This is a genomic window from Moorena bouillonii PNG, from assembly GCF_001942495.1.
GTDB lineage: Bacteria > Cyanobacteriota > Cyanobacteriia > Cyanobacteriales > Coleofasciculaceae > Moorena > Moorena bouillonii.
This window is the reverse complement of sequence record NZ_MKZS01000001.1, coordinates 6,364,614-6,389,936: the sequence shown is the minus strand read 5'-3', so window position 1 is coordinate 6,389,936 and position 25,323 is coordinate 6,364,614. Positions and strand designations below refer to the sequence as shown.

Here is a 25,323-nt window from a genome sequence, read left to right as displayed (position 1 = left end):
CCTTATAGATATATCTAGCAATTGCTTCGCAACTAAGACGAATCATTGTCTGGCCCGGGACGACCCAATTGACACTCCCCCTCCTATAAGAACGGGGATTCTTGCTTCAACGAGGTGACTTGCTATTCCAGGCCGGAACCAAGAACAGTAGAGGTCTCCTCTCCACAAGCGTTCGGATCTATGATCCGAGTTCCGGTGTGCCCCACCGTACTCAAAGCTCGTTCAAGAATGTTGATTGCGGCGTTGTGATCTCTGTCTAACTGACATCCACACTTACAGATGTGGGTTCGAGTCGATAATGATTTTTTGACCACTTCGCCGCAATTAGAACAGTTTTGGCTAGTATAAGCAGGGTTGACTGCGACAGTTACCCTACCAAATTTATCACCAAAATGCTCCAACCATTTTCTAAATTGATACCAACCTGCGTCATTAATAGACTTAGCTAGACAATGGTTTTTGACCAGATTTTTTATCCTCAAATCTTGCCTTACGGCACGCTGCGCGAACGTAAGCAACCAGATCGTTAGACCGGATTACGCAGCGCGCTAGTCTCTTAGCGTGCTCTTCACGCCGCCTACTTATTTTGAGGTGAGTCCTGCCTAGTCTATTAATGGCTTTTCGACGATTGGCTGTTCGCGAAGCGTGGCCTACGGCCTTGCCTTTCTTTTTTCGGGATACTCGTCGCTGATAAAACTTCAGTCTCTTCTCTCCCGTTCGATAAAATCTAGGGTTAGGTTCAGTATTTCCCTTAGAGTCAGTATAAAAATCCTTCAGTCCAACATCTAAGCCAATAGTTGCATCAGCAGGTTTTAACTGTTCATTATTATCAGCCTGGATGCAGAATTGAACATAGTATCCATCAGCTCGACGAACTATCCTAACCCTCTTGATTTGCTTCTTGTCAAATCTCCACAAGTCCCATGTACCCTTGAGCTTGAGTTTTCCGATTCCTTTCTTGTCGCTGAATACGATCCATTTTTTGTCTGGAGACAACTTCCAGCCAGACTGCTTGTATTCGACCGAGCGGCAATGTTTTTGAAACTTTGGGAAACCCTTCTTGCCAGGTACCTTTTTTTGACAATTTTCATAAAAACGGGCGATTGATGACCATGCTCTTTCAGCACTAGACTGACGAGCAGTAGAGTTTAACTGATTTGCAAACGGAAACTGTTTAGCTAAAATCTTACTATATTTGTTCAAGTCAAATTTATTCACTCCTTTATTGTCCATCCAATAACGGATGCAACTATTGCGAATAAATTTTACTGTCCTGAGCGCTTCATCTATAGCTAAATATTGGTTTCGTTTGCCGTAGGCTTTGAACTCTAGAATAATCATCGGTATCGACCTCACATTCTATTTTATTCTACATCATTTAATATAAAAATTTCGAAATATTCTCCAAAAAAAAAGCCGTCCGTTAAAGTTCCCGTAAGATAGTGGAGCCTTTATGGTCGGCAGGTTATGCAGAAAAGGGTTAAGGCTATTGTTATAAGGCTCCACAATAAACAGGTTTCGTCTCCTAGAAGGACGGGGCTTTAAACCCAAATTTTTCGGTAAAGCATATCTTTCTTATTCCTCAAAGGGTAGCAAGAAACCTTCAAAACTCGAAATACTCAGCTCTTATGGGTAGGTTCTAAGTTATAAACAGGACTGAGTGCGTAAGTTATTGAGGAGTAGATTAAGTTTGTATACCCTCTTCACCATAAGGGCAACTGAGCATGAGGGTAAATTCCCAAACAACAAAAAAACTAAGACTAAGCACGACGACTCAATTGCACAAGCCTAATTTTTACAACCTCTTCATAAAGCCTTTCGAGCTGAGTAATATTCCCACTTAAGGTATAGCGCTCTAGAACCCTTGCCCTAGCTTTCTGACCCAGCAAAGTAGTCCAGTCTCTGTGGTCACGCAATAGGGGCAATAGGGTTTTCAGTTGGGATGTCACCCCATGGGTATTGAGAATTACCCCAGCACCATCCTCTAACACTTCCCCATCAGCTCCAGCATCTGTGGCTACACAAGCCACACCACAAGCCATGGCTTCCAGTAATGATAAGGACAGCCCTTCCAATAGAGAAGGTAAAATAAACACATCCGCTGCCCGCAAAATCTCAATCCGTTGTTGCTCGGAAGCCACAAATCCTAGCCAAATGATATTGTGTTCTTCCCCATAAAATGGTTTCAATGAAGCTAATAACGGTCCATCACCAGCAATCACTAGCTTACTGGATTCACCCAGGTTACATTGTTTCCACGCTCGCAGCAGCGCTTCCACATTTTTTTCCGTAGCAATGCGGCCTTGATAAACAAACAGGCGTTCCGCTTTGAACTCGGATGTCAAGTCAGAGGTAAACTGGGAGTATCCTGGAGAATATTTCTGGACATCAACTCCATTGGGAATCACTGCTAGCTTGTGATCAGGAACCCCAACCCGGATTAGGACATCCCGTTGGAGTTGAGAAAAGATAATCACTCGGTCGTAGTGGGCGAGAAACGGCGCATAAACTTGATAGGTCAGCAATTGGGTTCCCGATTGCAAATTGCGTCGTTTACCATCAAAGGGCGGATGGAAGGTCGCCACTAAGGGTAAATTGAGTTCGGTACAGATTTCCGGTAACAGGAAGTCTAAAGGAGATAAAGTTAAGGAAGCATGGACCAGATCAGGTTTGAGCTCCTGTAGCGATCGCTTCAAAACCTTACTGGCGGTTAGGGTTGGAATGGTATACATCTGAGACTTGTACAAGCAAGGCAGTGGTACCTCCTGACAACCCCACCAAGTCCGGTCCTCTTCTTCTTGGGCAAAGTGGAGGAAACTGACCTGGTAGCTCCGGTCTAGCAGAGCATTGGTGACTTCTCGAGTGTAGGTGACGTTACCACAAAAAGGGGATTTTTTTCCGAGCCAGGCGATATGCATTCCGGTTGGTAGTTAAGTCTCTATATTATGAGGTTTATTTAAATTATTTAATCTATTACCGGAAATATACCAGTTTAAGAACCCACCTAAGAACACAAGTGCTGCTAAACCAAGAAATACAAGTTGTAAACCCAACCAAGTTTCTGCGATCCCCGCTAGGGCTAATGGTAAACTCAAGGCGATATTAATAGCATTGTTTTGTAGTCCGAAAACTTTGCCCCGCATCTCTTCTGGTGTTTCTGCCTGGATGGTAGTCTGCATCGGGATACCGACCAAAGCCCCAAACCCCCCCAATACCATAGTCATGAGTAAAGCCAGCCAGAGATTATTAGTGAATAAGGACAACCCTACTAAGGCTACTCCCATACCCACAGAACCAGACAGACTTAAATTGACATGGGAGGTGTCATCAAACCAGTTTCCTAGGATTGCTGCACTAATCCCCATCCCAATCCCACCTGCTGCTAACAAGAAGCCAAACTGGGCAGCTGTGATCCCAGGGAGGTTTTCCGCGAGTCTTACCGCCAGAACCGCTAAAGCAGCAAAAACGGAAAACAGGATAACTTGCTGAATCATAGCATTGCGGACACTTCGATTGTGTTGTACGTAACGCAAACCATCGGCAATGTCTGCCCACACATGAGGTTGCTCAGCCTTAGACTTTGCCCGATTTTCTCCTGTTCTCAGTAACAACAATACTAATCCTGCGATCGCATAAGACCCTCCTACCAAAACTTCTTTCCCGAAATGTAGCTGAGCTCCCAACCTATCCGCTAAGGCTAACAACGGTTCACCCACCGCAAAACCAATGATTAAGGAAGCCATCATGGTTGTAGTATATAGGGAGTTAGCCGACAGTAGGTGCTGCGATTTCACAATCAAGGGAATTACCGCTTGTTCTGCTGGGGCAAAAAATTGGGTCAGGGTAGAGACTAGAAACGTAATCACTAATAAGACGTAAAAGCCTAGTGGCAGATTGGAGAGTGATGTCGAGCCTTCAGTTAAAGACAATAACCCAGGCACTAACAACACCAGTGCCCCTCGCAACAGATTGGTTAGTACCAGCACATCTTTTTTTGACCACCGATCCACATAGACCCCAGCCAAGGAACCAAATAGAACGGCTGGGATGGTAAAGGCAATCATCACCGCTGATACCCAGCCACTGATAGTTTGATCAGCATCTTGAAAGCGACTGGTTATCAAGGCAATCATTAACACCAGATAAACCTTGTCTGCTAGCTGAGAGAAGACTTGACCACTCCATAGGGCTAAGAAGTTGGAATTTTTTAGAACTGGTATAAATCCTTTATCCGGTGATGAATCCAGTTCCTGATCCCTTAGATCATCACTGCTCGATGAGGGGTTTGCCACCAAATCAGACTTGGTGAAATCAGACGTGGGGTCTGGGGAGTGTTTTTGGTTTTTTCCAGTCTCCGATGATTGCATTCTGGCTTTTTTAGGTTAGGCTTTTTTATTATCAGTAACAACTTTTTTCGATAGTCATTATTAGTATTAATTAACAGACGACAACGAATCTACTAAAGCCGCTGAACGAATTGAGCGACCAAAGTGATACTGAGCGTAGTCTCGCAAAATTCGCTCCAGCTTCACCCAGAGTGAATCTACAGACTCAGCCGCTTTCGACCCTGCCAATTGGTCTTTTAATAGTGTACTCAGCTGAGGTAATTCAGCAGCTGCCAGTTGTTGAAGCAGAGTTAACTCCAGAGCATTCAGCTTATGATTTACTCGTGGAGGAGGGGGTAGGATGATATCAGTATCAGGGTTGTCAATGGTTTCACTCAAGCTCTGTGCTTGATTTGGAATAGTTTGATTCGGTAAATGGTTCCGATTGGACTGATTACTGACTAAACTAATAGTTCCACCAGCTTCTACACTAAAACCAACCCGCCAATTCGGGTCAGTTAAATCTGGTCTTAAACTGTGTTGTGTGATACAACACAATTGTACTTGAGGTGCAATTCCGGCCAGGGCAAGCAGGTGAAAGACACCATGGGACAAATGGGCTAAAACTAAAGACAACCCTGATGGATTAGCTGTAATTTTAGGTAACTGCTCCAGACGCCGTAGATGTTCATTAAGTAGTTCGTAGAGTTCTTCCTGAGGCTGCTCACTCAAAGCATGACACAGAACTAATTCTGCCAGATACTGGCTAGCTGCCAGTTTACTGAGATCTTGACTCAATCCTGGGTAGGATTCTGTAGTTTCTGCTTGGATAATTTTATCTAGCGATCGCCCTTTTGCCAGCAGTAGTTGATTGACCACAAACAAGCCACTCCTACCACCTAATTTCGATTTCTGCTTCCTTGCCCCTGGTGCCACTACCCGAATCAGACCAAACTCCCTAGTTAAAATTGTCAGCAACCTGTCCGCTTCCCCCAGCGGTATACTTTTGAGATTAATTCCAGTGGCTTTGTAGGTTTGACTCATTATAGCGTTTTTCAATTTTGTGAGGTACAAATTTTTTGGTTTTAGGGAACAGGGAACAGGGAACAGGGAATCGGGAATCGGGAATCGGGAATCGGGAATCGGGAATCGGGAATCGGGAATCGGAAACACGGAAGAGATAATAGGGAAAAGGACAAACCTTTATTTGTACCTCATTAGGCTAACAATAAATAGAGCAAGGTTTACTTGTTAATTTGTTGTTTTTTATGTCAGCTATCAGCTATCAGTATTCAGCCGTTGGCCTGGGGCTGTTCCCCTAGCGTGCGTGGCACAGGCTTCTAGCCTGTGATAAGTGCGCATATGCTAACTTTTTAAGTTTCAATTTCCTATTTTTAATTTTTAATTTTTAATTTTTAATTTTTAATTTTTAATTTTTAATTTTTAATCTCTAGGTTATCCCGTTGTCGCAGCAAGTCAGGACCACGAGAGGTGCCTAGCCTGGTTGCTCCAGCAATGACTAAATCGAAAGCTTGCTCGATGGTTCGGATACCTCCTGATGCCTTGATTCCAACTTGCCCCTTGGTGACTTTTTTCAACAATTGGACATCATCAACTGTGGCACCACCATTCCAGCCAGTGCTGGTTTTGATAAATTGCGCCCCAGCATCCATACAGATTTCCGCAGCAAGACGTTTTTCCGTATCACTCAGCACAGTAGTTTCCAAGATTACTTTGACAGTTTTACCCGTTTCTTCACAGATTTGGGCAATTTCTTGGTAAAGTTCCTCTGTTTTACCCACTTTCAAAGCACCGAGGTGAATCATTACATCTAGCTCTGTCGCTCCATTTTCCACTGCCTCTTGGGCTTCGTAAAGCTTAGCAGTGGGTGTTGTAGCACCGATCGGAAAACCAATGACAGTACAAACCTTTGGTACTCTACTGTGGAGGAGTTCAGCCGCTTGTTTAACGTAAACTGGCGGGACACACACTGTAGCAAACTTATATTGGTCTGCCTCTTGACACCATTTTTCCACCTGCTCTGGTGTAGCCGTGGGAATAAGCAGGGCATGGTCGATTAGGGGAGCAATATCAATGTCTGGATAGTCTATATCCATTGCCATATAAGATACGTAAGTAAAAATCAACCAACTTTTAAGTATAACAGTTAACTATCAAGTAACTATCAAGCCCCAACCCTTAACCGTCAGATCACCCAGAGAAAACCGATACAGTTTTAGAACAGTAATATTTAGTACACTTTAACTGTGTAAGACTATATAGTAATTAATTACGGTGATTTTTATCAACATTTAGTGATGACATAATCAACCCGATAACCAGTTATTATAGTAATAATAAAAATCGTTATTTACCGAACAGAGTGTGTATAAAACCGCGCTTATTAATTACTAGTTATGCTTGAAATTTTTGATATAAAAAAACATTATCTTAAATCTAAGTAAGATTATACTAATTATTTTATTAAATCTTTAAAAATAAAGTGCGGCATCTCCAAAATTGTACATCATTACTATGATAAACCCTATACATTATTGCCTTGAACCTCGAACCTTGAACCTCGAACCTTGGCCAAAAGGCTACGCGCTTCGCAGCAAAGCGAGACGAAGTCCATCGCGTTCAACCTTCAACCTTCAACCTTAAACCTTCAACCTTAAACCTTCAACCTTCAACCTTAAACCTTCAACCGACCCAAGTCCTAGTTATCTTAAAACCTGAATAACTATGCGTTTACTATGCCTGAGCAATGGTCATGGAGAGGATGTGATTGCTGTCGAGATTCTACAGGAATTACAACATTACTCGACTTGTCCAGAACTAGCCGCGTTACCCTTAGTTGGGCAAGGAAAGGCTTATGTGCCATTAGATATCCCCATTATCGGCTCCGTTGAGCAGATGCCATCGGGTGGATTTATCTATATGTCCCAACAGCAAGTGTGGCGTGATGTGCAGGGAGGCTTAGTGCAATTGATTTGGTCCCAATTAAAAGCAATTCGCCGTTGGGCTAAATCAGGGGACTTTATCCTAGCAGTAGGAGATATCGTACCACTGTTGTTTGCCTGGTGGAGTGGTTTACCCTATGGCTTTGTTGGTACTGCCAAATCCGAATACTATTTGCGGGATGAATCGGGATGGTTAGCCAATCGACCCCGTTGGGAAGGGTGGTCAGGCTCGGTTTATTTGCCTTGGGAGCGTTGGCTGATGTCTAATCGCCGTTGCTTAGGGGTTTTTCCTAGAGATACCCTGACCACAGAGATCTTGAAGCAGTGGTCTATCCCAGCTTTTGATCTGGGTAATCCGATGATGGATGGGATTTATCCAAACTATCCAGCACCGATGGTTTATGACAAAGATGCAGAATTGAAGGAAACTAAGCGTACCCTAACCATTACCTTACTACCGGGTTCGAGAATACCCGAGGCTTATCACAATTGGCATCAAATCATCTTGGCAGCATCAGGGTTACTGGATACTTTTGCTTCGCGATCGCTTTTATTTCTCGCTGCCATTGCTCCAGGATTAAGCCAAGATCCTTTACGGGAGGTTTTAGTCGCTCATAGTTGGAGTGAGGTCACCCTGGCATCCCATCCATTCAATCTCCAGCTCAAGGACAAACAAGCTTTGGCCTTTACCAAGCAAAATGGCACTCTGATTTTAACCCAGAACGACTATAACCTCTGCCTGCTCCAAGGGGATTTCTGTATCGCCATGGCAGGCACAGCCACAGAGCAATTTGTCGGGTTAGGAAAACCAGCCATTGCCATGCCAGGAGTTGGTCCCCAATATACCCCTGCTTTTGCCGAAGCCCAAACTCGCTTGTTAGGTCCATCGTTAGTAATAGCACAGCAACCAGAATTTGTAGCAAGCATAGCCCAACAGTTATTGCAGAACCCAGACAAGTTACAGCTAATAGCAGAAAATGGTCAGCGACGCCTTGGTCAACCAGGGGCAGCAGCTCGGATTGCTAAGTGTTTAATGGAAAAGATTAATTCTTAAGGATTAATTATTAATTATAGCGTTTCTCATAGTAATGAGGTACAAACTATTTTTTTCAATTCCCTAGTCCCGGTTTCCTTCAAAAAAGATGCTATGCTATAAAATTTATCACCAATTATAGATATAGTTAACAATATATAAGCAATTTTTAATTAGTGCAGAAGTCGGAAACTTTGGCTCTGTAAAATTCGCAGCAGCAGCAGCAGGGAATAAAAATTGACGAAACCATTATCACAAAAGCGATGGATCCCGGTCTATACTGGGCTTTTAACAAAATTTAACATTTTTTTATACCATGAAAAGTAATTCTTACGATACTATGGCTAAGTGGAAAACTTAGGAGGCAAGGAAATGAACGATCAAAGATGGATTACTCTAGGTTTTCGCCCTTGCTGAATCTCTGGAAATTAGACCTACTGAGTTGTTAGCTCGTAAGGCAGTCGATGATTAGTGTAAAACTCATCCCGTTGGCTGAATAAGTTGTTAGTAAGTAAATACAGAGAATGACCCAAGTCTATACCAAAGATTTTGAAATCCAATGCCCTCCCCCACAGCGCACCTGGAGAGAAATTTCCCAAAAAATTGCTGCGCTTCCCTTACCAGGTGTTCCCATTCGCTTGATTTTAACCAAGGTTGAAGGAGACACACTCACCTTTGAATCCAGCTTTATCGATACAGACAGAGAGCCGGTTTGGTCATCGTTACTAGACATTAATATTCGTCAACGGGTTTCTAACCAACCGTTTGTCGCAGTTAGTATTATTCCCACAGGAGTCAGAGCAGAAATTGGTGGTTTTGCCGGAGATGCTACTCCCAGTACCAATCTGTTAGCGACCGCTTGTGACTATCTGGTCACTAATCCCAATGCCGTTACTGCGTCGGATATCTATTTCGGTCAGGATAATGTTCTTTATCTGGAAGGTAATCTGATTTGTCAGTTACTCCTGGGTAATATTGGAGTGATTCCAGAAAAGCGCAAAAACATTGCAGCAATTATAGAAAAGCCAAGAGATGAGCGATTTTTAAACAATGTGATTAATGCGCTCAATGGCTTGCGCGCTGTAGGGGGAATTAATATCGACCCTGTAGTGGTAACGGGTGGCCCAGTGGAAACCGCCTGTACCTATTCCCAGTATGGTAATGCTTCCGGGGAATTTAAAGGTATGGACGAGTTGATGAAGGCTCTAGATGTGGTGGAAAATTCTTCCGCTAGGGCGGTGGCTTTAATGACTACTTTGGAAGTAGACGATAAAATCCGTCAAGCTTACTACCGAGGGGAATCTATCCCCAATCCTTGGGGCGGTGCGGAAGCAATTATGACCCACATGCTCACTAATTTTTATCCCTTTACTGCTGCCCATGCTCCCTTATTATTGGAGTGGGAACATACGGGATTTGGTAAATTAGTAGACCCTAGGGATGGAGCAGAATTAATTTCCAGTGCCTATGTTTGTTCGCCCCTCAATGGTTTAATAAACTCTCCCCGTCCGGTAAGGTTTGATACTCCCGTAGCAGCAGGGGAAACCAGGATATCCGTAGAGAATGTTTCGGCGGTGGTAATGCCAGAAACAACAGTGGGAAATATTCCGTTCTTAGCATCTTTAGACCAAGGTGTGCCGGTAATCTTAGTTAAAGATAATACCACTAAATACGATATTACTCCTGAAAGATTGCAAATCGAAACTAAAGGCAACCCGATATATCGTGTCAATAGCTACATGGAGGCGGCGGGATTGCTATTAGCGTTACGTAATGGTATTGCAGTTGAAAGTACAATTCGCCCGATCCCACAACTTCAGCCGATTTTTTTGTAATTAAATATAAAACTTAGTCCATTCGTCAAATCAAAAGTTTAAAAAACATGATTTACCAACCGCACTTTTTGTATCGTCTCAAGCTGGTATTTGTTTTTGTGCTGGTCAAACTGAAATTTATTCAGCCCTTGTTACCTAAAAGTTTGATGGATAAATTGCCTACAGGGTGGAATAATTACATGTTTTGGGTGGCATTTAAGTCAGGTGGACAAAAGTTATTTTTTGATTATTACTGCAAGATGCGAGAACCAGCATCTTATGAGTCAAAAGCGATCGTTGATGCCGAGTATCAATTGACAGAAGAAGATCTTCACGCTTTCCATGAAAAAGGTTATATAGGTCCTTTCGATCTGGGCTATTCAGAAGAAGAGATGGAACGACTGAAAGAAGATTTAGTAGACTTAGCTACCAAGAAGGAATCAAATATATTTTCCTATACCAGAGGCGATTACGAAATTGAAACTCAACAGAAAGGCAATAGAAAAGGGGGCGATATTAACTCGTTGAGTGAAGCTGAAAAATCAGTGTTCAGTAAATTGAATACGGTAAACCGTCATCTAGAAAGTCCCACCTTAATGAATTTATTTAAGAATCGAGCGATTACCGAACGTTGCGCTCAAATACTGGGACCAAATCTGCTTTTGTGGCGCTCTTATTTTTTCCACACACCTTCTTTTAGCAGTGGCACACCTTGGCATCAAACCAGTACTTGGCTCAGCACTGATATGAAAGAGTCATTGCTACAACCGCCAGACGTGGAAGATCTTTTTCAGGTCACTTGTTGGATCGCGCTTACTGATGCACCGAAAGAAAGGTCTTGCCTGAAAATGGTTTCTGGTTCTCGACGGGAAATTTATCCAGTTAAACACGCAAGCCAGGTTGGTCAAGGAGACAGAGTATTCGGTAGATACGGAGTAGAACTTGATTATCCAATTGATCAGCAAAATGTCAATTTACTAGAAGCAAAAGCGGGACAGGCCATAATCTTTTGCGAGCGAACAGTTCACGCCTCAACGGATAATATAACAAACAAAGATCGATGGGCTGTCGTTGGTCGTATAATCAGACCAGACACGCGCGTTTACACTAAGAAGATGCTTGAGGAGGGCTATGACGTAGAAATTTTGGGTGGAAAAAAAATTAAGTTGGACAAGTGGAAAGCTGTGCTACTGAGGGGTGAAGATCGTTTTGGCTACAACAGGGTTCTACAAGAAACAAGTAATGAACAAGTAACGTTAGCGTAGGTTCCTATTTATATGAGTACTCCATATCTGATATGGGAATTTTATTTGAAATCTGAACAATCAGCATTTCCAAATCTGGGCACAGATCAACCATGACTCAACCTTCTTCCACTTATAACCTAATCGCATCTCATAATCAGGATGTGCAGGTGAGTCTTTATACTCCTGCCCACCAAGGAGTTGCTCAAAATAGCGTACGCCTGAATGAAGAAATCTATCAATATGATGCACCATTTCTCACTCGCCCTCGCACTGAGAGCATAGAAAAACATTTCTCTGAAATGTATGGCACTAAACATACGTTTTGGCTAACTGGGGGAGGGACTCAAGGGGTTTTAACGGCTTGTGCTTTATTGGGTACTCAGTACAAACGAGTGGCGATCGCTCTTAACAGTCATATTGCTACAATTAATGGTATCATCTTAGCAGGATTAGAGCCTTATTTTATTCCTTCTGTGTCTTTGATGCCCACTACCTCCGAGGTGATTTCTGCATTAGAAACCAGTGGCGTATCGGCTTTGTTACTAACTCATCCGAGTTATGAAGGTGTAACTGTGGATCTGGCATTGATAGCTGATTACTGTCGCAAGCAGGATCTGGCTTTAGCAGTAGATGAAGCCCACGGTAGTCATTTTCCCTTTCTGGACGAACAATGGCAATCAGCGATCGCATTTAAGGCTGATATCGTAACCCATAGTATGCACAAATATACTGGGAGTTTGGTACAGACTGCTTTATTGCATTTACCAACTGACTCTCGGTTTAGTATTGAACAAGTTATGGGGGTGATGCCTTTATTTGAAACCACTACCCGCAGTAACCTGTTAATGCTGAGCATTGAAGATGCGATTAAGAAGGGGTATTCTGAAGAAGGTCAAGGGTTATTTTGGCAAGCTATTGGTGAATGCGATCGCCTGCGCAGTCAATTGGATAATTACGGCAAGGTGTTAACTTATGATGCCCAAGTTACCGATCCTCTGAAAATTTATTTAAAGAGCGATCGCACTACAGGAGAAGAGTTAGCAGAACTTTTGTACGCTCGCGGTATTGATGGGGAATTTGCTGGTGAAGAGGGATTGTTATTAATTTTCTCTTTCCATCACAATCCACAAGATTTCCAATTTATGAGAGAAACCTTAGCAGCCATTGTGCCGATTCTGAGGGAAAAAGCACCAAAAGATACTTTACCTGACAGTTACTTTTGCCGTCGCCCTCAAATGAATATTTTACCAAAAGATGCTTTCTTTAGCCGGAAAGTAAAATTACCCATTGGCCAAGCATTAGGTAAAATAAGCGGTTGCTGTATCAAGAAAGTTCCCCCAGGAAGTCCAATTTTGATACCAGGAGAAGAAGTGACTAATTGGCATCTCAAAGTTTTAGAATCTAACACCATGATTGATATAACTTGTTAAATCATAAAAGTAAGATTGTTAACACAGTATGGTTTTATTGATTGCTATGAATTACCTAACAAAAAAATGTCTTCACTAGTCAACAAAATTACCTTATACCAAGCTGAGAAAGAATTCTTTTGGGACAATGGATTTATCAAGCTAAACAGACTATTAACCAGCGAAGCTATAGATAAATTACGGGAGCTAACCTACAACTCTAAGCAAATAACCAAAGCTCCTGAATACTATACTGGGGATTTTTCCAGAATTGGTTACAGTGTAGAAAATGCTGTCACCCACCAGATCTATTCTGAGGAAAACTTTAAATACACTCTCAAACAATTAATCGAGAATGAATTAACTTTCACCGAAAGTGTGGGATTTGAATTAACGCCCAACAAAAGAGGATTTTATTTCCACCTGGATGTAGCTAGTTTTAGCTTTATTCAAGCAGAAGATTTAGCCTATTCTATTTGGATACCCCTAGTTCCCATTAATACCAAATATCAGCACGGAGGGATGGCATATGTACCTCAAAACGTTTATCCTGCCTCTGGGTATTTTTACCTGATTTATGAACTAGTACAACACGAAAATATTGCCGAATTTTGTCAAACTGAAGATTTTAAATTTTTTAACTTTCCCCATGCTTCCAAAGTGGAAGAATTGATTCTAGAGAAAAATAAAGTAGAAGATGACTTTGAAGTAGGTGATGCTCTGTTACTAAACAAATTCGTTTGGCATAGGAGTGCCCCCCTGAGGGAAGGAAAGTTACCATCGAGGATGGCATACACAATGCGTTTTGTGGATTCCCAAGCCCGCTATGGTAAAAATTTTCTTGATGATTTTAATTACATGGTGAAAGCTATGGGGGATGATCCTTTAACTTCCTTTGGTTATAAATTAACCGATCTTAAAGAGGGTGATTTAATCTCTAAGAGTAAATTTGTTTATAGCTCTAACTTATGCTAAATCCTACATCCTGATTTATTAAAAGCTTATGTCTTTGCTAGTCAACAAAATCACTATATCCCCAGAAGAAAAAAACTCTTTTGCTGAGAATGGGTTTGTCAAACTCAAAAAACTATTTACGGATGAAGCAATCGATAAATTACGGAATTTAATCGCCCAATCCCATCAAGTAAAAAAAGTTCCAGAATCTTACAGTGGGGATTTTTCCAGAGTGGGGTATGACCTAGCAAATGCCGTAACAAAAACAATCTATTCCCACGAAAACTTTAAAAATACCCTCAAGCAATTAATCGAACATAAATTAATCTTCACCCAAGGTGTGGGATTTGAATTAAAACCAAACAGAAAAGGATTTCATTTTCATCTCGATCTTGTTAGCTTCAACTTCATTAAACCAGAAGATTTAGCCTATTCTATTTGGATACCCCTAGTCCCCATTAATACCGAAGAGCAACATGGAGGCATGGCATATGTACCACGAAAGGCTTATCCAACCTCTGGGTACTATGCCCTCCGGTACGAACTAATACAACACAAAGATTTTGCAGAATTTTGTCAAACCGAAGAGTTTAATTATTTTGAGTTTTTCTATGCTTCTAAAGTTGAAGAGATGGTTTTAGATAAAAATAAAGTAGAAGATAGCTTTGAAGTGGGTGATGCCCTTCTACTAGACAAATTTGTTTGGCATAGAAGTGTCCCCCTCCTGGAAGGAAAATTACCATCGAGAATGGCATACACGATGCGTTTTGTAGATTCCCAAGCCCGCTACTCAAAAATTTTACTTGATGGTCTATACTCCCTGATAAAATCTAAAGGTGATGATACTTTAACTTCCTTTGGTTATAAATTAACTGACCTTAAGGATGGTGATTTAATTTCTAAAAGTAAATTCGTTTCATGCTAATTAAATTTTGTAGCATTCATGACGGTTTCCTGTGAAGACTAAACTAATGAAAACATAAAAAAACATGAATGTAAATACAAAAAGTTCCTATCCAAATAATCCCATAACTACCTTTTATTCCCAAGAAGAACAACAGTTGCGCATAAATCTTGCTGCTGCTTACCGCTTGATTCACTATTATGGGATGACAGACATGATCTACACCCATATTTCCGTGCGCATTAAAGAGGAACCACCAATATTCCTGATTAATCCCTATGGTATGATGTTCGACGAAATATGTGCATCAAATTTGGTTCCAGTGGATGCTAATGGCAACAAAATTGACCAGGCAGACGCGGAAGTAAATCCTGCTGGATTTACAATACACAGTGCTATTCATTTAGGTTGCCCTAATGCCCATGCAATCATCCACACCCATACTGTTAGTGGCATGGCTGTTGCTGCTATGGAAGAGGGTTTGTTGCCCCTTAACCAAATTTCCATGGAATTTTATAATCGGGTTGCCTACCATGATTATGAGGGCATCTCACTTGACCTGGATGAGCGAGAAAGGCTGGTGGCATCTCTGGGAAACAAGAAATGTTTAATCCTCCGTAACCACGGTCTTTTAACTGTAGGTGAAACAGTGGCAGAGGCGTTCTACTACATGTACTACCTGAATAAGGCGTGCGAGATTCAGGTTAATGTGTTAAGTAGCAACGCCAAGCCGATAATACCACCACCTGAGATTTGCGAACATACAGCAAAGCAGTTCGAGGGTCCATTCCTCCAGAACAACCGAGAATTCCAGAGTGTATGGGAAGCTAATCGCCGTTTGCTCGATCGGCTCGATCCCTCTTATATTGACATACTGCCAGCCAAGTTACCCTAGGAAAAATCATGTCATCTTCAAATATACAAAAAAACTACGATGTCGTTATCGTCGGAGGTGGACACAATGGACTAATTGCTGCTTGTTATCTTACCAAAGCTGGTCGCTCAGTTTTGGTGCTAGAACGACAAGATAAGGTAGGAGGAGCAGTTGTTTCAGAACAACTATTTCCAGGTATCGAAGCGAAACTCTCAGTGTATGCCTATCTAGTGGGAATGCTCCCACCAAAAATTATCTCAGATCTAGATTTAAATTTTCAATTCCGACAAAGAAATCCGGCTTCCTTCAGTCCATTTGAGAAGAATGGAAAACATCAGGGTTTATTGATTAGTAATGAATCTGAAATAGTCACTGAGCATTCCTTTAAGCAACTCACCGGAAATTTAGAGGAATACCAAAGCTATCTCAAGTTTCATCAACTGCAAAAGTCTTTAGGAAAGCACATCTGGCCTTCGTTGCTTGAACCGATGCAGACGAGAGATGAAATTAAAAATCGCTTTCAAACAGAAGAAGAAAAGCTAGCTTGGCAGTTATTTATAGAGCAACCTTTGGGAGTTGCTATTGAAGAATTCTTTCAAAGCGATTTGGTGCGGGGTTTAGTATTCACAGATGGAACGATTGGAACCTTTACCCATCCCCATGACTCGTCCTTAAAACAAAATCGGACGTTTCTCTATCATATTATTGCCAATGGTACAGGGGATTGGTGTGTTCCAGTGGGTGGTATGGGGAAGCTGACAGAGGAACTTGTTGCTCAATGCAAAAAAAATCGTGTCGAGATACTCAACCATGCTGAAGTCACCAAAATAGAGCCAAACGAAGGGCAAGCAACCGTAAAGTTCCAACATAATAACCAAGAAAGCTATGTCAGTGGAAGATATGTCTTAGTTAATCTTGCTCCGAAAAAACTTTCCCAACTGTTGAGTGGGTATAATCCTCCCAACGATCCCAAAGATGAAGGATCGTTTATCAAAATTAATATGGTTTTAAGGAAGTTACCCCGTTTGAAGGCAGATTACGATCCTGTAGAGGCATTTACTGGAACATTTCATGTCAACGAGGGTTATCAAAACATCATCGATAGCTACAAAATGGCTTGTGAAGGAGTGATCCCAGAACATCCCCCTGGCGAGTTTTATTGTCATAGTTTAACGGATGATTCTATCCTCTCCCCATCTCTGAGAGCAGAAGGTTACCAGACCCTAACTTTATTTGGGTTGGAAATGCCTTATAGCTTATTTGTTAAAGACAATGAAACAGAGAAACAGAAAGTATTGGAGAGGTATCTTAATGGGGTAAATCAATATTTATTAGATCCCATAGAAGATTGTATAGCGCGGGATGAAAATGGTCAACTTTGTGTTGATGTAGCAACTCCAGTGGATGTGGAACGAGAAGTAGGCATTCCCACAGGTCATGTCTTTCATCAATCTCTTTCCTGGCCTTTTGTAGAATCAGAAGAAGAACGGGGAATGTGGGGTGTGGAGATTGGCTTTGATAATATCTTCTTGTGTGGTTCTGGAGCTAAACGGGGAGGATGTGTTAGTGGGATTCCAGGGCATAATGCAGCTATGAAGATTATAGGGGGTTGATGCTAAGGATTACTTGATGCTGTTTTTCAGTCTAAATTATGAAAGTTTTATTGTGTAGCGATAGCGCAACACTAGCAGTGAACTTACTAGCATCACAACTATCAGACCATGAAATTATCACCTGTCCCTCAGATACTATTATCAAGTATTTAGATAGTGTTGATGTTGTGATACCTTGGATGGCTAACATTGATGCTTCAATCATTGCCTCTGGACACTTTGGTTTAGTGCAAGAGTTTGGTGTCGGTATAGAAACCATAGACATTGAGGCAGCTACTCGTGCTGGAGTATGGGTAGCACATGTACCTGGGCGTGTTTCTGGCAATGCTGATTCCGTTGCCGAACATGCCATCATGCTCATGCTCATGCTCTCACGACACATGACAACCACACAGCAATCATCTAAAAGTGAAGACTGGAGTGCAAAAGCAGGTATTGCCTTATTGGGAAAAACAGCTTGTATCGTTGGACTTGGTGACATTGGTACGGCATTAGCGGTACGCCTAAAAGCTTTTGGAATGCGTCTTGTTGCGGTTCGGCAACACCCAGAACGTGGTGCGTTACCAGAAACAGGGATAGAAAAAGTTTACGGCTCTAATGCTCTTTCTGAAGCGTTATCAATTGCTGACTATATTATCTTGTGTGCCGAGTATACTAAAAACACTCATCATCTGATTAATCAGAACACACTGGCAGCAATCAAACCTGGAGCATTTCTCATCAACGTAGCACGGGGTGGTTTACTGGACACAGATGCCTTAGAAGCAGCACTAGAGAACGGAGATTTAGCAGGAGCTGGTCTTGATTTCGTTGACTCCCCCACAGATTCTCTTCGTCAGCAAAACGTAATTATTACTCCACACATTGGTGCCACAACCGAGGTAAGTTACGATGGTATGGCGGCTGTGGTGATTGATAACATTAGACGCTACGCACGAGGTGAACAGCCACGATACACCGTCAACACGCCTCATAAGTTACGACGCTGAGAGTCATTGTAACCTTTGAAAGTACAATTCGCCCAATACCACAACTTCAGCCGATTTTTATGTAGCTTATGACTCAACCTTCTTCCACTTATAAGCTAATCGCATCTCATAATCAGGATGTGCAGGTGAGTCTTTATACTCCTGCCCACCAAGGAGTTGCTCAAAATAGCGTACGCCTCAGTCAAGAAATCTATCAATATGATGCACCATTTCTCACTCGCCCTCGCACTGAGAGCATAGAAAAACATTTCTCTGAAATGTATGGCACTAAACATACGTTTTGGCTAACTGGGGGAGGGACTCAAGGGGTTTTAACGGCTTGTGCTTTATTGGGTACTCAGTACAAACGAGTGGCGATCGCTCTTAACAGTCATATTGCTACAATTAATGGTATCATCTTAGCAGGATTAGAGCCTTATTTTATTCCTTCTGTGTCTTTGATGCCCACTACCTCCGAGGTGATTTCTGCATTAGAAACCAGTGGCGTATCGGCTTTGTTACTAACTCATCCGAGTTATGAAGGTGTAACTGTGGATCTGGCATTGATAGCTGATTACTGTCGCGATAGCGATCTGGCTTTAGCAGTAGATGAAGCCCACGGTAGTCATTTTCCCTTTCTGGACGAACAATGGCAATCAGCGATCGCATTTAAGGCTGATATCGTAACCCATAGTATGCACAAATATACTGGGAGTTTGGTACAGACTGCTTTATTGCATTTACCAACTGACTCTCGGTTTACTGTTGAACAAGTTATGGGGGTTTTGCCTTTATTTGAAACCACTACCCGCAGTAACCTGTTAATGCTGAGTATTGAAGATGCGATCAACAAGGGGTATTCTGAGTCAGGTCAAGGGTTATATTGGCAAGCTATTGGTGAATGCGATCGCCTGCGCAGTCAATTGGATAATTACGGCAAGGTGTTAACTTATGATGCCCAAGTTAGCGATCCTCTGAAAATCTATTTAAAAAGCGATCGCACTACAGGGGAAGAGTTAGCAGAGCTGTTGTACGAAAGCGGGATTGATGGGGAATTTGCTGGTGAGGAGGGATTGTTATTAATTTTCTCTTTCCATCACAATCCACAGGATTTCCAATTTATGAGAGAAACCTTAGCAGCGATTGTGCCGATTCTGAGCGAAAAAGCACCAAAAGAGAGTTTACCTGACAGTTACTTTTGCCGTCGCCCTCAAATGAGGACTTTACCTAAAGATGCTTTCTTTAGCCGGAAAGTAAAATTACCTATTGGCCAAGCATTAGGTAAAATAAGTAGTTGCTGTATCAAGAAAGTTCCCCCAGGGAGTCCAATTTTGATACCAGGAGAAGAAGTTACTAATTGGCACCTGCAACGTTTATCTCCTGATACTTTGGTTGAAGTAGTGAGGGAGTGATTAACGATGATCGAAGAACAAGCCAAGGATTTTTTAGAAACAAGACCTTGGTTATCTGGAATTTGTGATAGCCAAAGCACTGAGGAATTAAAAACTAATTACGATAGTTGGGCAAATACCTATGATGCAGATATAAAAGAAGATTGGTCTTTTATGCCTGCTAACATAGCACGGACATTAAGCCAACTGCTTCCTAATAAAGATGCCACAATCCTAGATGCTGGTGCTGGGACAGGGTTAGTGGGTGAAGCCTTAGCCCAACAGGGATATACTAATCTTACTGCTGCGGATTTGTCAGAAAAAATGTTAGCGATCGCTAAAGAAAGACAAGTCTACAAGGCTCTCCATCAGTGTAATTTAGAAGATTCCCAAATTTTTAGCAATTCAGTAAGTTTTGATGCTATTATTGCAGCAGGAGTTTTTGCTTATGCTCATGCTGGGGTTGAGGTTTTAAATAATCTATTCGGCCTGTTAAAGGAGGAGGGAATTTTTTTGTTGACTATACGGGAAGATTATCGCCGTGAAATGCAGACAGCCTTAGAGCAATTACCCTGGACATTAGTCAGTGAAGAGGATTTTCCTATATATGACGAAGCCAAGTTGATGTATCTTCTGGCTTTTAAAAAGGAGTGATATTAATGATTTATAAAATTGAAATACCGACTATATCTTGAGGATTTAGGATTTATGTCCAATGAAATTATGCTAGACAACTGGTATATTGTTGGTAAAATAGACGACATAAAACCAGGTAGTAAGAAGAAACAAAAGTTATTTGGAGAAGAACTAATCTTATGGCGCGGCAACTCTCCTGAATCTCCCGTTCTCGCATGGCAGGATAGATGCATCCATCGGGGTGTTTATCTTAATCTGGGAAAGATAGTTGGCGATCGCCTTACTTGTATGTATCATGGATGGGAGTACGATCAATCTGGCAAGTGCGTAATTATCCCATCTCTTCCTGGGGAGGCACCTCCAGCAAGTTTTTGCGTAAAGACCTATAAGTGTAAAGAATGTTTCGGCTATGTATGGGTTAGCCTAGGGAACCCTACTCAAAACATTCCGCCATTTCCAGAATGGGACAATTTGGAGTATCGTAAACTGCTGGTTGGTCCTTACCACTTTCGGACTAGTGGATTTCGTGTCATCGAAAATTCCTTCGATCTCTCTCATCTTCCTTTTGCACACTCCAGCTCTTTAGGAGATCCAAGTCACCCTACAGTTGGAGATTATGAAGTGGAATTTAACCAAGAGAAACTCACCATAGGCAACCTTAGCCAATGGCATCGAGATCCTGATTGTACTGCTACTGGTAATGGTTCCTTAACCAACTATCCATTCATAAATATCTATCCTCACCTGAAGATACACGCACTTAAACATATATACAATACCAGCAGAACTATGCACTGGGTTATGAATGTTACCCCAATAGAGGAGGAAGAATGTTTGGTCTGGGTAACATTCATAATGAACTATGGACAAGAAATACCAGAATCAGAGATGCAAGCTATCCAAGACAAGATTGCTCGTGAAGATGCTTTGCTCTTAGAATCGCAACGTCCAGCATGTCTGCCTCTAGTTCCTTCAAATAATATTGATAGGCAATTTTTACCAGAAGTACATGTTAAGTGCGATCGGGCATCTGTAGCTTACCGTCGATGGCTCAAGGATTTAGGAATTACTTTCGGGGTTTGTTGAGTTTTATTCGATTATCCTAGGGGTAGTTCTGCACTTTTTTATCATAAGCTAGAGAACTATCAAGTGGCATAAAAAAAATTACCACAGATATTAATTAAATGAATTAGTAGTCAAAGCCTGATGGTCAAATCAAACTTATCTGAACAAGAAATATCTGATAATAAAAGGTTCGTTAAAATCTCCGAGCGAGAAGATAGATGTGATATTCCCAAGTCGGCTTGGAGACCTCTGACAGACAATGCCTATTTACAGACTTGGAAAGGGGTGCTTCTGGAAAAAGACCCGATGCAAATTGCAGCGTATCCTATGCTGTTGCGCGAGTTACAACCGAAGACAATTATTGAACTTGGTGCCCTGAAGGGAGGAAGTGCAATTTGGTTAGCAGATCACTTGGAACTATTGGGGATAGAAGGTAAAGTTTACAGTGTCGATAGCGATCTTTTTCAGCTTGATGATCAAGCTAAAGCAGACTCTAGAGTTCATTTTTTAGAAGGTGATTGTCGAGAAGTTAGTGCTGTTTTATCTGTGGAATTGCTTGATAATCTGCCTCATCCCTGGTTAGTTATCGAGGATGTTCATGACAACCTAGTTGGTATCCTCGAACATTTTCACCAGAATGGTCTACAAAGTGGAGATTACCTGATTATTGAAGACACCAATAAGTTTATGTGGGAAGTGTGGGATGATTGGGAAGACCAGGAATTAATCCAGCGAGGATGTCGTAAAATGGATGACTTAAGAAACTGGTTAATGAAGCATCAAGATGAGTATTTAATCGATACTTACTACCAGGATATGTACGGTTATAATGCTTCAAAAAATTGGAATTCTATACTCAAAATAGTTTGAACACATAAAACTATATTGCTGTAATGCTTTCTGAGCAAATAGTTTGACAAATTTACTAACATAAAGTTATGTCTTACTCTAAGTCAAAAATGGATCTAGAACAACTAAAAAATAAGTTGCAAGAGCAAGGATTAATTTGTGAAGTATGGGAGTTATCTCCAGGAGATTCTTGGTCAGATCCAGGTCATAAGACTGATGAATTTTTTGTTCTCTTAGAAGGACAAATGAAAGTTTCTTGCCAAGGTAAGGTTTCTAATCTTGAAATTGGTCAAGAAATTATGGTTCCGGCTAAAGAACCTCATACCGTAAGCAATCATGGCGAAACGGCCGGTCGTGTTTGCTGGATACATTATCCCAACTTTGCTTGAGCCATTGAGTTCAGGAAGCAGTGCTTCGATCATATTACTGGGTTTATAGCTACCAATGACAGGATGATGTCACCGGTAATCGTAAGAACTAAAATATTGATTAAACTTGTATAGTTGCAGCAAGTACCGTCTGAATTGCCTTCTGAACCAAACACTGACATTGTCTGACTTTTTTACTTAATCGCCCTTTCTAATCAAACTCAGGTGCCCAAACTTCCACCACAGACAATTCCCAACCCGGAAGCAATTCCGGTACTTGCAGCACATCCCCATCTCCCAGCACAACTTTATCTCGATTAAGGCGATAAACTTCCATAGTGCGAGTTCTCGGATCCACTAACACCCCAATTTTAGTTCCCAATTCCAGAAATTCCTGGATCTTCCGGCGTAATTTAGTCAAACTATCAGTTCTAGATTTAACTTCAAACATCAAGTCAGGAAGTGACAGCTCCTACACTGACCTTACAGGTTCAGTGTAGGCTTCCCAGCCAATCCGGGCATCCCTTAGGAGGCGCTGGGCTTTAAGAACGGACTGCCCTTCCGCTCTATTTTTTATATTTATTGCTGCATTGTGGTCTCTGTCCAAACTACAACCACAATGGGGACAATCGTGCCACCGTACATGCAGCTTTTTAAGAACTTTCTTTCCACAACTGGAACAATTCTGCGAAGTATTTTGGGCGCTTACTGGAACCACTAACAAACCAGCATTTTCGGCTTTGTTTGTCAGGATTGTCAGAAAGCTTGACCACCCGGCGTCCAACACAGATTTAGCCAATCTGGATAAGACAAGTCCTTTGACATTTAGCTTTTCGTGAGCGACTACATCGTATTTTGATAACAAATAATTAGCTGTCTTAAAATGGAAATCTTTCCTTTTATCAGCTACTTTTTTGTGCTGTAACCCAAGTTGCTTGATAGCTTTGAGTCTGTTACTACCTCCCTTTTTCCGTCGGGATACCCGTTTTTGAATAACTTTTAGCCTTTTTTGCGACTTTCGGTAGTATTGGGGAATCTCTATTGTTTCCCCTTCAGAAGTTGTCAAAAACTCTTTAAGACCAACATCAATGCCAACTATTGAATCAGGGTTAATATCGGGATTAACCTTCGGCGAAGCCGACGCTGCGCGAACGGGGACGGTATTATCTTCTAGAGATAATACCAAGTAATAGCCATCACACTTTTTGGTGATCGAAGCGGTCTTGATCTTAAACCCATCAGGAATAGGGCGATGCAGTACAACCTTGACCTTACCTATTTTGGGGAGGTTAATTAGATTACCTTCTAGGCACCCTTCTTTCATTTGAGGGTAAGTAAAGGTACGGTAGCGGTGCCATTTTTTAAACCTAGGTCTTCCGCTTCGCCTGCCGTTACTATCTCCTTTAATAAACCTGTCAAAAGCTAGTTTTACTCTCTTAACTACATCTTGGAGTACCTGAGAGTGAATCTCTTTATACCAAGGATGAGTCTTCTTGAGATTGGGTAAAGTCTTTTTCTGGGAGTAGTAATCTGGATTGTCCCTTAATTCGGGAAGATGGCAGACAAGAGGACAAGCATTGATTGAGCAGCGATTTTGTTCGTACCAAGAAAACCGGTCAGCCAACAAGTAATTGTATTGAGCACACAGCATCGATAGCCAGTTATCTATCTTAGTTTGCTGATATTTTGTCGGTTTTAACCGGTACTGATACGCGATTCTCATTTGACATTTACTCTTGTTTATCGACCTAGTAATATTATACTTAACGTCCGGTCATATAGCAATGGATATATACTAATTTAATAATAAACAATTAAAAATTATTATTACCGATTTTGAAAAAAAAACAACTGGAACAAGAAGCCAATCACAGAGGAATGAACTCATCTGAGTTGATTAGGAGTTTGATAGCTCGTTTCCCTGTTTGCGTAGCGGAGGCCGTAGGCCAATCCATGCATATCCTGTCCGCGATTCATCCCACACTCATGGCGTAGCATTGAGATGTGGGGCTTCTCGCGGATGAAGCTAACTCCGCGTAACCTTCTGTAGTGCGAGGTAAGCGTTCGGCTAGGATAAAAGAAGCATCGGGAGCGCGGACATCTCCATCTTCGTTTGGTAAACGAAAACCACCACTAGAAGCAGTTACCCTGCCTAGTCTACGAGGTCGTACCCAGTTTGATAACTGGGTAACAATAGCAGCAGCTACTTCATCTGATTCTAACCCTGAAGGACTCATAACAAGAATTTCTCCATCCACTAGTTCCATCTGATAATCAGGATGTTCAGCTTGTAGTTTTTCTAAATCTTTTACTGTTAAACTATGCATTGTTAAAATCTCCTATTTATAGCGATAATTGCATTTATGAGGTACACTTTTAAACCTCAAATTCCCCCTTATTAAGGGGGATTTAGGGGGATCCCTTTTCACTTCATGGAAAATAGAATTGCTATATTTAATCAATCAACAGCAAATCCAGTATATTGACGTTTATAAGGAGCATGGTAAGCTAAGACAATATCTTCAGGGGGAACACCCCATTCTACTAATTCATTAGCAACGCCAATTTCTGTGCCATCATGTTGTATCCAAATTTTGTCGTTTTTAAGGTCAATTTGGAGAACACAGCCTCTTAAACGCCGATTTCCATGCCACCCCACGTTCATCAGTTGATAGTGATCTCCTTGAACATCAAAGATTTTTTGGACTTCAATATCTCCATATCTAGGCTTATATTGCCCGTATTCATTGATTATTTTTTTGACTAATTCTCTATAGTGTTATAGTTTTTCCATTGTTTAATAACCTCTTGATTGATCATTTTTTTAAAAATGTAAACATAAGAGTGATGGTAAAAGGGAGCAGGGAGCAGGGAGCAGGGAGCAGGGAGCAGGGAGCAGGGAGCAGGGAG

20 protein-coding genes and 3 pseudogenes are annotated in these 25,323 nt (G+C 41.6%); 14 read left to right on the top strand and 9 right to left on the bottom strand.

Translation table 11 applies throughout. The features are described 5' to 3' along the window. Nucleotides 1–122 precede the first annotated feature (122 nt). From BJP37_RS26040 to deoC, 5 genes and pseudogenes are all read right to left on the bottom strand, one after another. Nucleotides 123–1,341, bottom strand: a pseudogene (locus BJP37_RS26040) (RNA-guided endonuclease InsQ/TnpB family protein). A 419-nt stretch (nt 1,342–1,760) separates the two neighbouring features. Then, nucleotides 1,761–2,918 carry a glycosyltransferase family 4 protein gene (locus BJP37_RS26035; RefSeq protein ID WP_075903182.1) on the bottom strand — a complete coding sequence of 386 codons (1,158 nt, stop codon included), beginning with the start codon at nt 2,916–2,918 and terminating at the stop codon, nt 1,761–1,763. 12 nt (nt 2,919–2,930) lie between these two features. Next, nucleotides 2,931–4,367 carry an MFS transporter gene (locus tag BJP37_RS26030; protein WP_075903180.1) on the bottom strand — a complete coding sequence of 479 codons (1,437 nt, stop codon included), beginning with the start codon at nt 4,365–4,367 and terminating at the stop codon, nt 2,931–2,933. Between the two features lie 66 nt (nt 4,368–4,433). Beyond that, nucleotides 4,434–5,369 (bottom strand): DNA repair protein RecO, encoded by a 936-nt coding sequence (gene recO / locus BJP37_RS26025; protein WP_075903178.1) that lies wholly within the window; start codon nt 5,367–5,369, stop codon nt 4,434–4,436. Nucleotides 5,370–5,761: 392 nt separating this feature from the next. Then, complete coding sequence (deoC, locus tag BJP37_RS26015) at nt 5,762–6,442, bottom strand: deoxyribose-phosphate aldolase (protein WP_075906471.1); 681 nt, start codon at nt 6,440–6,442, stop codon at nt 5,762–5,764. A gap of 628 nt (nt 6,443–7,070) precedes the next feature. On the opposite strand from deoC, the gene BJP37_RS26010 reads away from it, so the two are divergent. The 14 genes from BJP37_RS26010 to BJP37_RS25945 all read left to right on the top strand — a co-directional run bounded on the left by BJP37_RS26010 (nt 7,071) and on the right by BJP37_RS25945 (nt 22,434). Further along, nucleotides 7,071–8,342, top strand: a complete 1,272-nt coding sequence (locus BJP37_RS26010) for a lipid-A-disaccharide synthase-related protein (protein WP_075903174.1) — start codon at nt 7,071–7,073, stop codon at nt 8,340–8,342. A 503-nt stretch (nt 8,343–8,845) separates the two neighbouring features. Further along, nucleotides 8,846–10,156, top strand: coding sequence for a DUF3326 domain-containing protein (locus tag BJP37_RS26005; protein WP_075903172.1), 1,311 nt, complete (start codon nt 8,846–8,848; stop codon nt 10,154–10,156). A 47-nt stretch (nt 10,157–10,203) separates the two neighbouring features. Further along, nucleotides 10,204–11,400, top strand: coding sequence for a phytanoyl-CoA dioxygenase family protein (locus BJP37_RS26000; RefSeq protein WP_075903170.1), 1,197 nt, complete (start codon nt 10,204–10,206; stop codon nt 11,398–11,400). 92 nt (nt 11,401–11,492) lie between these two features. Next, nucleotides 11,493–12,812 (top strand): DegT/DnrJ/EryC1/StrS family aminotransferase, encoded by a 1,320-nt coding sequence (locus BJP37_RS25995; RefSeq protein WP_075903168.1) that lies wholly within the window; start codon nt 11,493–11,495, stop codon nt 12,810–12,812. A 66-nt stretch (nt 12,813–12,878) separates the two neighbouring features. Continuing rightward, complete coding sequence (locus BJP37_RS25990; protein WP_143727802.1) at nt 12,879–13,766, top strand: phytanoyl-CoA dioxygenase family protein; 888 nt, start codon at nt 12,879–12,881, stop codon at nt 13,764–13,766. Between the two features lie 28 nt (nt 13,767–13,794). Then, complete coding sequence (locus BJP37_RS25985; protein WP_075903164.1) at nt 13,795–14,670, top strand: phytanoyl-CoA dioxygenase family protein; 876 nt, start codon at nt 13,795–13,797, stop codon at nt 14,668–14,670. 64 nt (nt 14,671–14,734) lie between these two features. After that, nucleotides 14,735–15,544: a class II aldolase/adducin family protein gene (locus BJP37_RS25980; RefSeq protein ID WP_075903162.1), complete on the top strand. Its 810-nt coding sequence runs from the start codon at nt 14,735–14,737 to the stop codon at nt 15,542–15,544. 8 nt (nt 15,545–15,552) lie between these two features. After that, a complete protein-coding gene (locus BJP37_RS25975; protein ID WP_075903160.1) occupies nt 15,553–17,136 on the top strand; it encodes a phytoene desaturase family protein in 1,584 nt (527 codons plus the stop codon). Nucleotides 17,137–17,174: 38 nt separating this feature from the next. After that, the gene (locus tag BJP37_RS25970) at nt 17,175–18,125 is read left to right on the top strand and encodes an NAD(P)-dependent oxidoreductase (RefSeq protein WP_075903158.1); all 951 of its coding nucleotides are present in this window, start codon (nt 17,175–17,177) and stop codon (nt 18,123–18,125) included. Between the two features lie 68 nt (nt 18,126–18,193). Further along, nucleotides 18,194–19,516 (top strand): DegT/DnrJ/EryC1/StrS family aminotransferase, encoded by a 1,323-nt coding sequence (locus tag BJP37_RS25965; protein ID WP_075903156.1) that lies wholly within the window; start codon nt 18,194–18,196, stop codon nt 19,514–19,516. Nucleotides 19,517–19,522: 6 nt separating this feature from the next. Next, entirely contained in the window at nt 19,523–20,149 is a 627-nt protein-coding gene (locus BJP37_RS25960; protein ID WP_075903154.1) for a class I SAM-dependent DNA methyltransferase, read from the top strand. 54 nt (nt 20,150–20,203) lie between these two features. Then, nucleotides 20,204–21,217, top strand: a complete 1,014-nt coding sequence (locus tag BJP37_RS25955; protein ID WP_075903153.1) for a Rieske 2Fe-2S domain-containing protein — start codon at nt 20,204–20,206, stop codon at nt 21,215–21,217. Between the two features lie 120 nt (nt 21,218–21,337). Next, nucleotides 21,338–22,066, top strand: coding sequence for a CmcI family methyltransferase (locus BJP37_RS25950; RefSeq protein WP_075903151.1), 729 nt, complete (start codon nt 21,338–21,340; stop codon nt 22,064–22,066). A gap of 68 nt (nt 22,067–22,134) precedes the next feature. Further along, a complete protein-coding gene (locus BJP37_RS25945) occupies nt 22,135–22,434 on the top strand; it encodes a cupin domain-containing protein (protein WP_081431336.1) in 300 nt (99 codons plus the stop codon). Between the two features lie 190 nt (nt 22,435–22,624). On the opposite strand, the gene BJP37_RS25940 is transcribed toward BJP37_RS25945, so the two are convergent. From BJP37_RS25940 to BJP37_RS25925, 4 genes and pseudogenes are all read right to left on the bottom strand, one after another. Further along, nucleotides 22,625–22,864: a Uma2 family endonuclease gene (locus BJP37_RS25940; protein ID WP_075903149.1), complete on the bottom strand. Its 240-nt coding sequence runs from the start codon at nt 22,862–22,864 to the stop codon at nt 22,625–22,627. A gap of 21 nt (nt 22,865–22,885) precedes the next feature. Then, complete coding sequence (locus tag BJP37_RS25935) at nt 22,886–24,136, bottom strand: RNA-guided endonuclease InsQ/TnpB family protein (RefSeq protein WP_075903147.1); 1,251 nt, start codon at nt 24,134–24,136, stop codon at nt 22,886–22,888. Between the two features lie 304 nt (nt 24,137–24,440). Then, a pseudogene (locus tag BJP37_RS25930) lies at nt 24,441–24,740 on the bottom strand (Uma2 family endonuclease); the annotation flags it as partial. Between the two features lie 131 nt (nt 24,741–24,871). Then, nucleotides 24,872–25,207, bottom strand: a pseudogene (locus tag BJP37_RS25925) (XisI protein). Between the last annotated feature and the right edge of the window lie 116 nt (nt 25,208–25,323).

What these genes read in the sequence shown, in the direction of transcription:
- BJP37_RS25995 (WP_075903168.1), top strand. Translation starts at nt 11,493, where the DNA reads ATGACTCAACCTTCTTCCACTTATAACCTAATCGCATCTCATAATCAG.
- BJP37_RS26005 (WP_075903172.1), top strand. Translation starts at nt 8,846, where the DNA reads ATGACCCAAGTCTATACCAAAGATTTTGAAATCCAATGCCCTCCCCCA.
- BJP37_RS26035 (WP_075903182.1), bottom strand. Translation starts at nt 2,918, where the DNA reads ATGCATATCGCCTGGCTCGGAAAAAAATCCCCTTTTTGTGGTAACGTC.
- BJP37_RS25950 (WP_075903151.1), top strand. Translation starts at nt 21,338, where the DNA reads ATGGTCAAATCAAACTTATCTGAACAAGAAATATCTGATAATAAAAGG.
- BJP37_RS25980 (WP_075903162.1), top strand. Translation starts at nt 14,735, where the DNA reads ATGAATGTAAATACAAAAAGTTCCTATCCAAATAATCCCATAACTACC.
- BJP37_RS25940 (WP_075903149.1), bottom strand. Translation starts at nt 22,864, where the DNA reads ATGTTTGAAGTTAAATCTAGAACTGATAGTTTGACTAAATTACGCCGG.
- BJP37_RS25935 (WP_075903147.1), bottom strand. Translation starts at nt 24,136, where the DNA reads ATGAGAATCGCGTATCAGTACCGGTTAAAACCGACAAAATATCAGCAA.
- recO (WP_075903178.1), bottom strand. Translation starts at nt 5,369, where the DNA reads ATGAGTCAAACCTACAAAGCCACTGGAATTAATCTCAAAAGTATACCG.
- BJP37_RS26030 (WP_075903180.1), bottom strand. Translation starts at nt 4,367, where the DNA reads ATGCAATCATCGGAGACTGGAAAAAACCAAAAACACTCCCCAGACCCC.
- deoC (WP_075906471.1), bottom strand. Translation starts at nt 6,442, where the DNA reads ATGGATATAGACTATCCAGACATTGATATTGCTCCCCTAATCGACCAT.
- BJP37_RS25970 (WP_075903158.1), top strand. Translation starts at nt 17,175, where the DNA reads ATGAAAGTTTTATTGTGTAGCGATAGCGCAACACTAGCAGTGAACTTA.
- BJP37_RS25975 (WP_075903160.1), top strand. Translation starts at nt 15,553, where the DNA reads ATGTCATCTTCAAATATACAAAAAAACTACGATGTCGTTATCGTCGGA.
- BJP37_RS26000 (WP_075903170.1), top strand. Translation starts at nt 10,204, where the DNA reads ATGATTTACCAACCGCACTTTTTGTATCGTCTCAAGCTGGTATTTGTT.
- BJP37_RS26010 (WP_075903174.1), top strand. Translation starts at nt 7,071, where the DNA reads ATGCGTTTACTATGCCTGAGCAATGGTCATGGAGAGGATGTGATTGCT.
- BJP37_RS25960 (WP_075903154.1), top strand. Translation starts at nt 19,523, where the DNA reads ATGATCGAAGAACAAGCCAAGGATTTTTTAGAAACAAGACCTTGGTTA.
- BJP37_RS25965 (WP_075903156.1), top strand. Translation starts at nt 18,194, where the DNA reads ATGACTCAACCTTCTTCCACTTATAAGCTAATCGCATCTCATAATCAG.
- BJP37_RS25990 (WP_143727802.1), top strand. Translation starts at nt 12,879, where the DNA reads ATGTCTTCACTAGTCAACAAAATTACCTTATACCAAGCTGAGAAAGAA.
- BJP37_RS25985 (WP_075903164.1), top strand. Translation starts at nt 13,795, where the DNA reads ATGTCTTTGCTAGTCAACAAAATCACTATATCCCCAGAAGAAAAAAAC.
- BJP37_RS25955 (WP_075903153.1), top strand. Translation starts at nt 20,204, where the DNA reads ATGTCCAATGAAATTATGCTAGACAACTGGTATATTGTTGGTAAAATA.
- BJP37_RS25945 (WP_081431336.1), top strand. Translation starts at nt 22,135, where the DNA reads ATGTCTTACTCTAAGTCAAAAATGGATCTAGAACAACTAAAAAATAAG.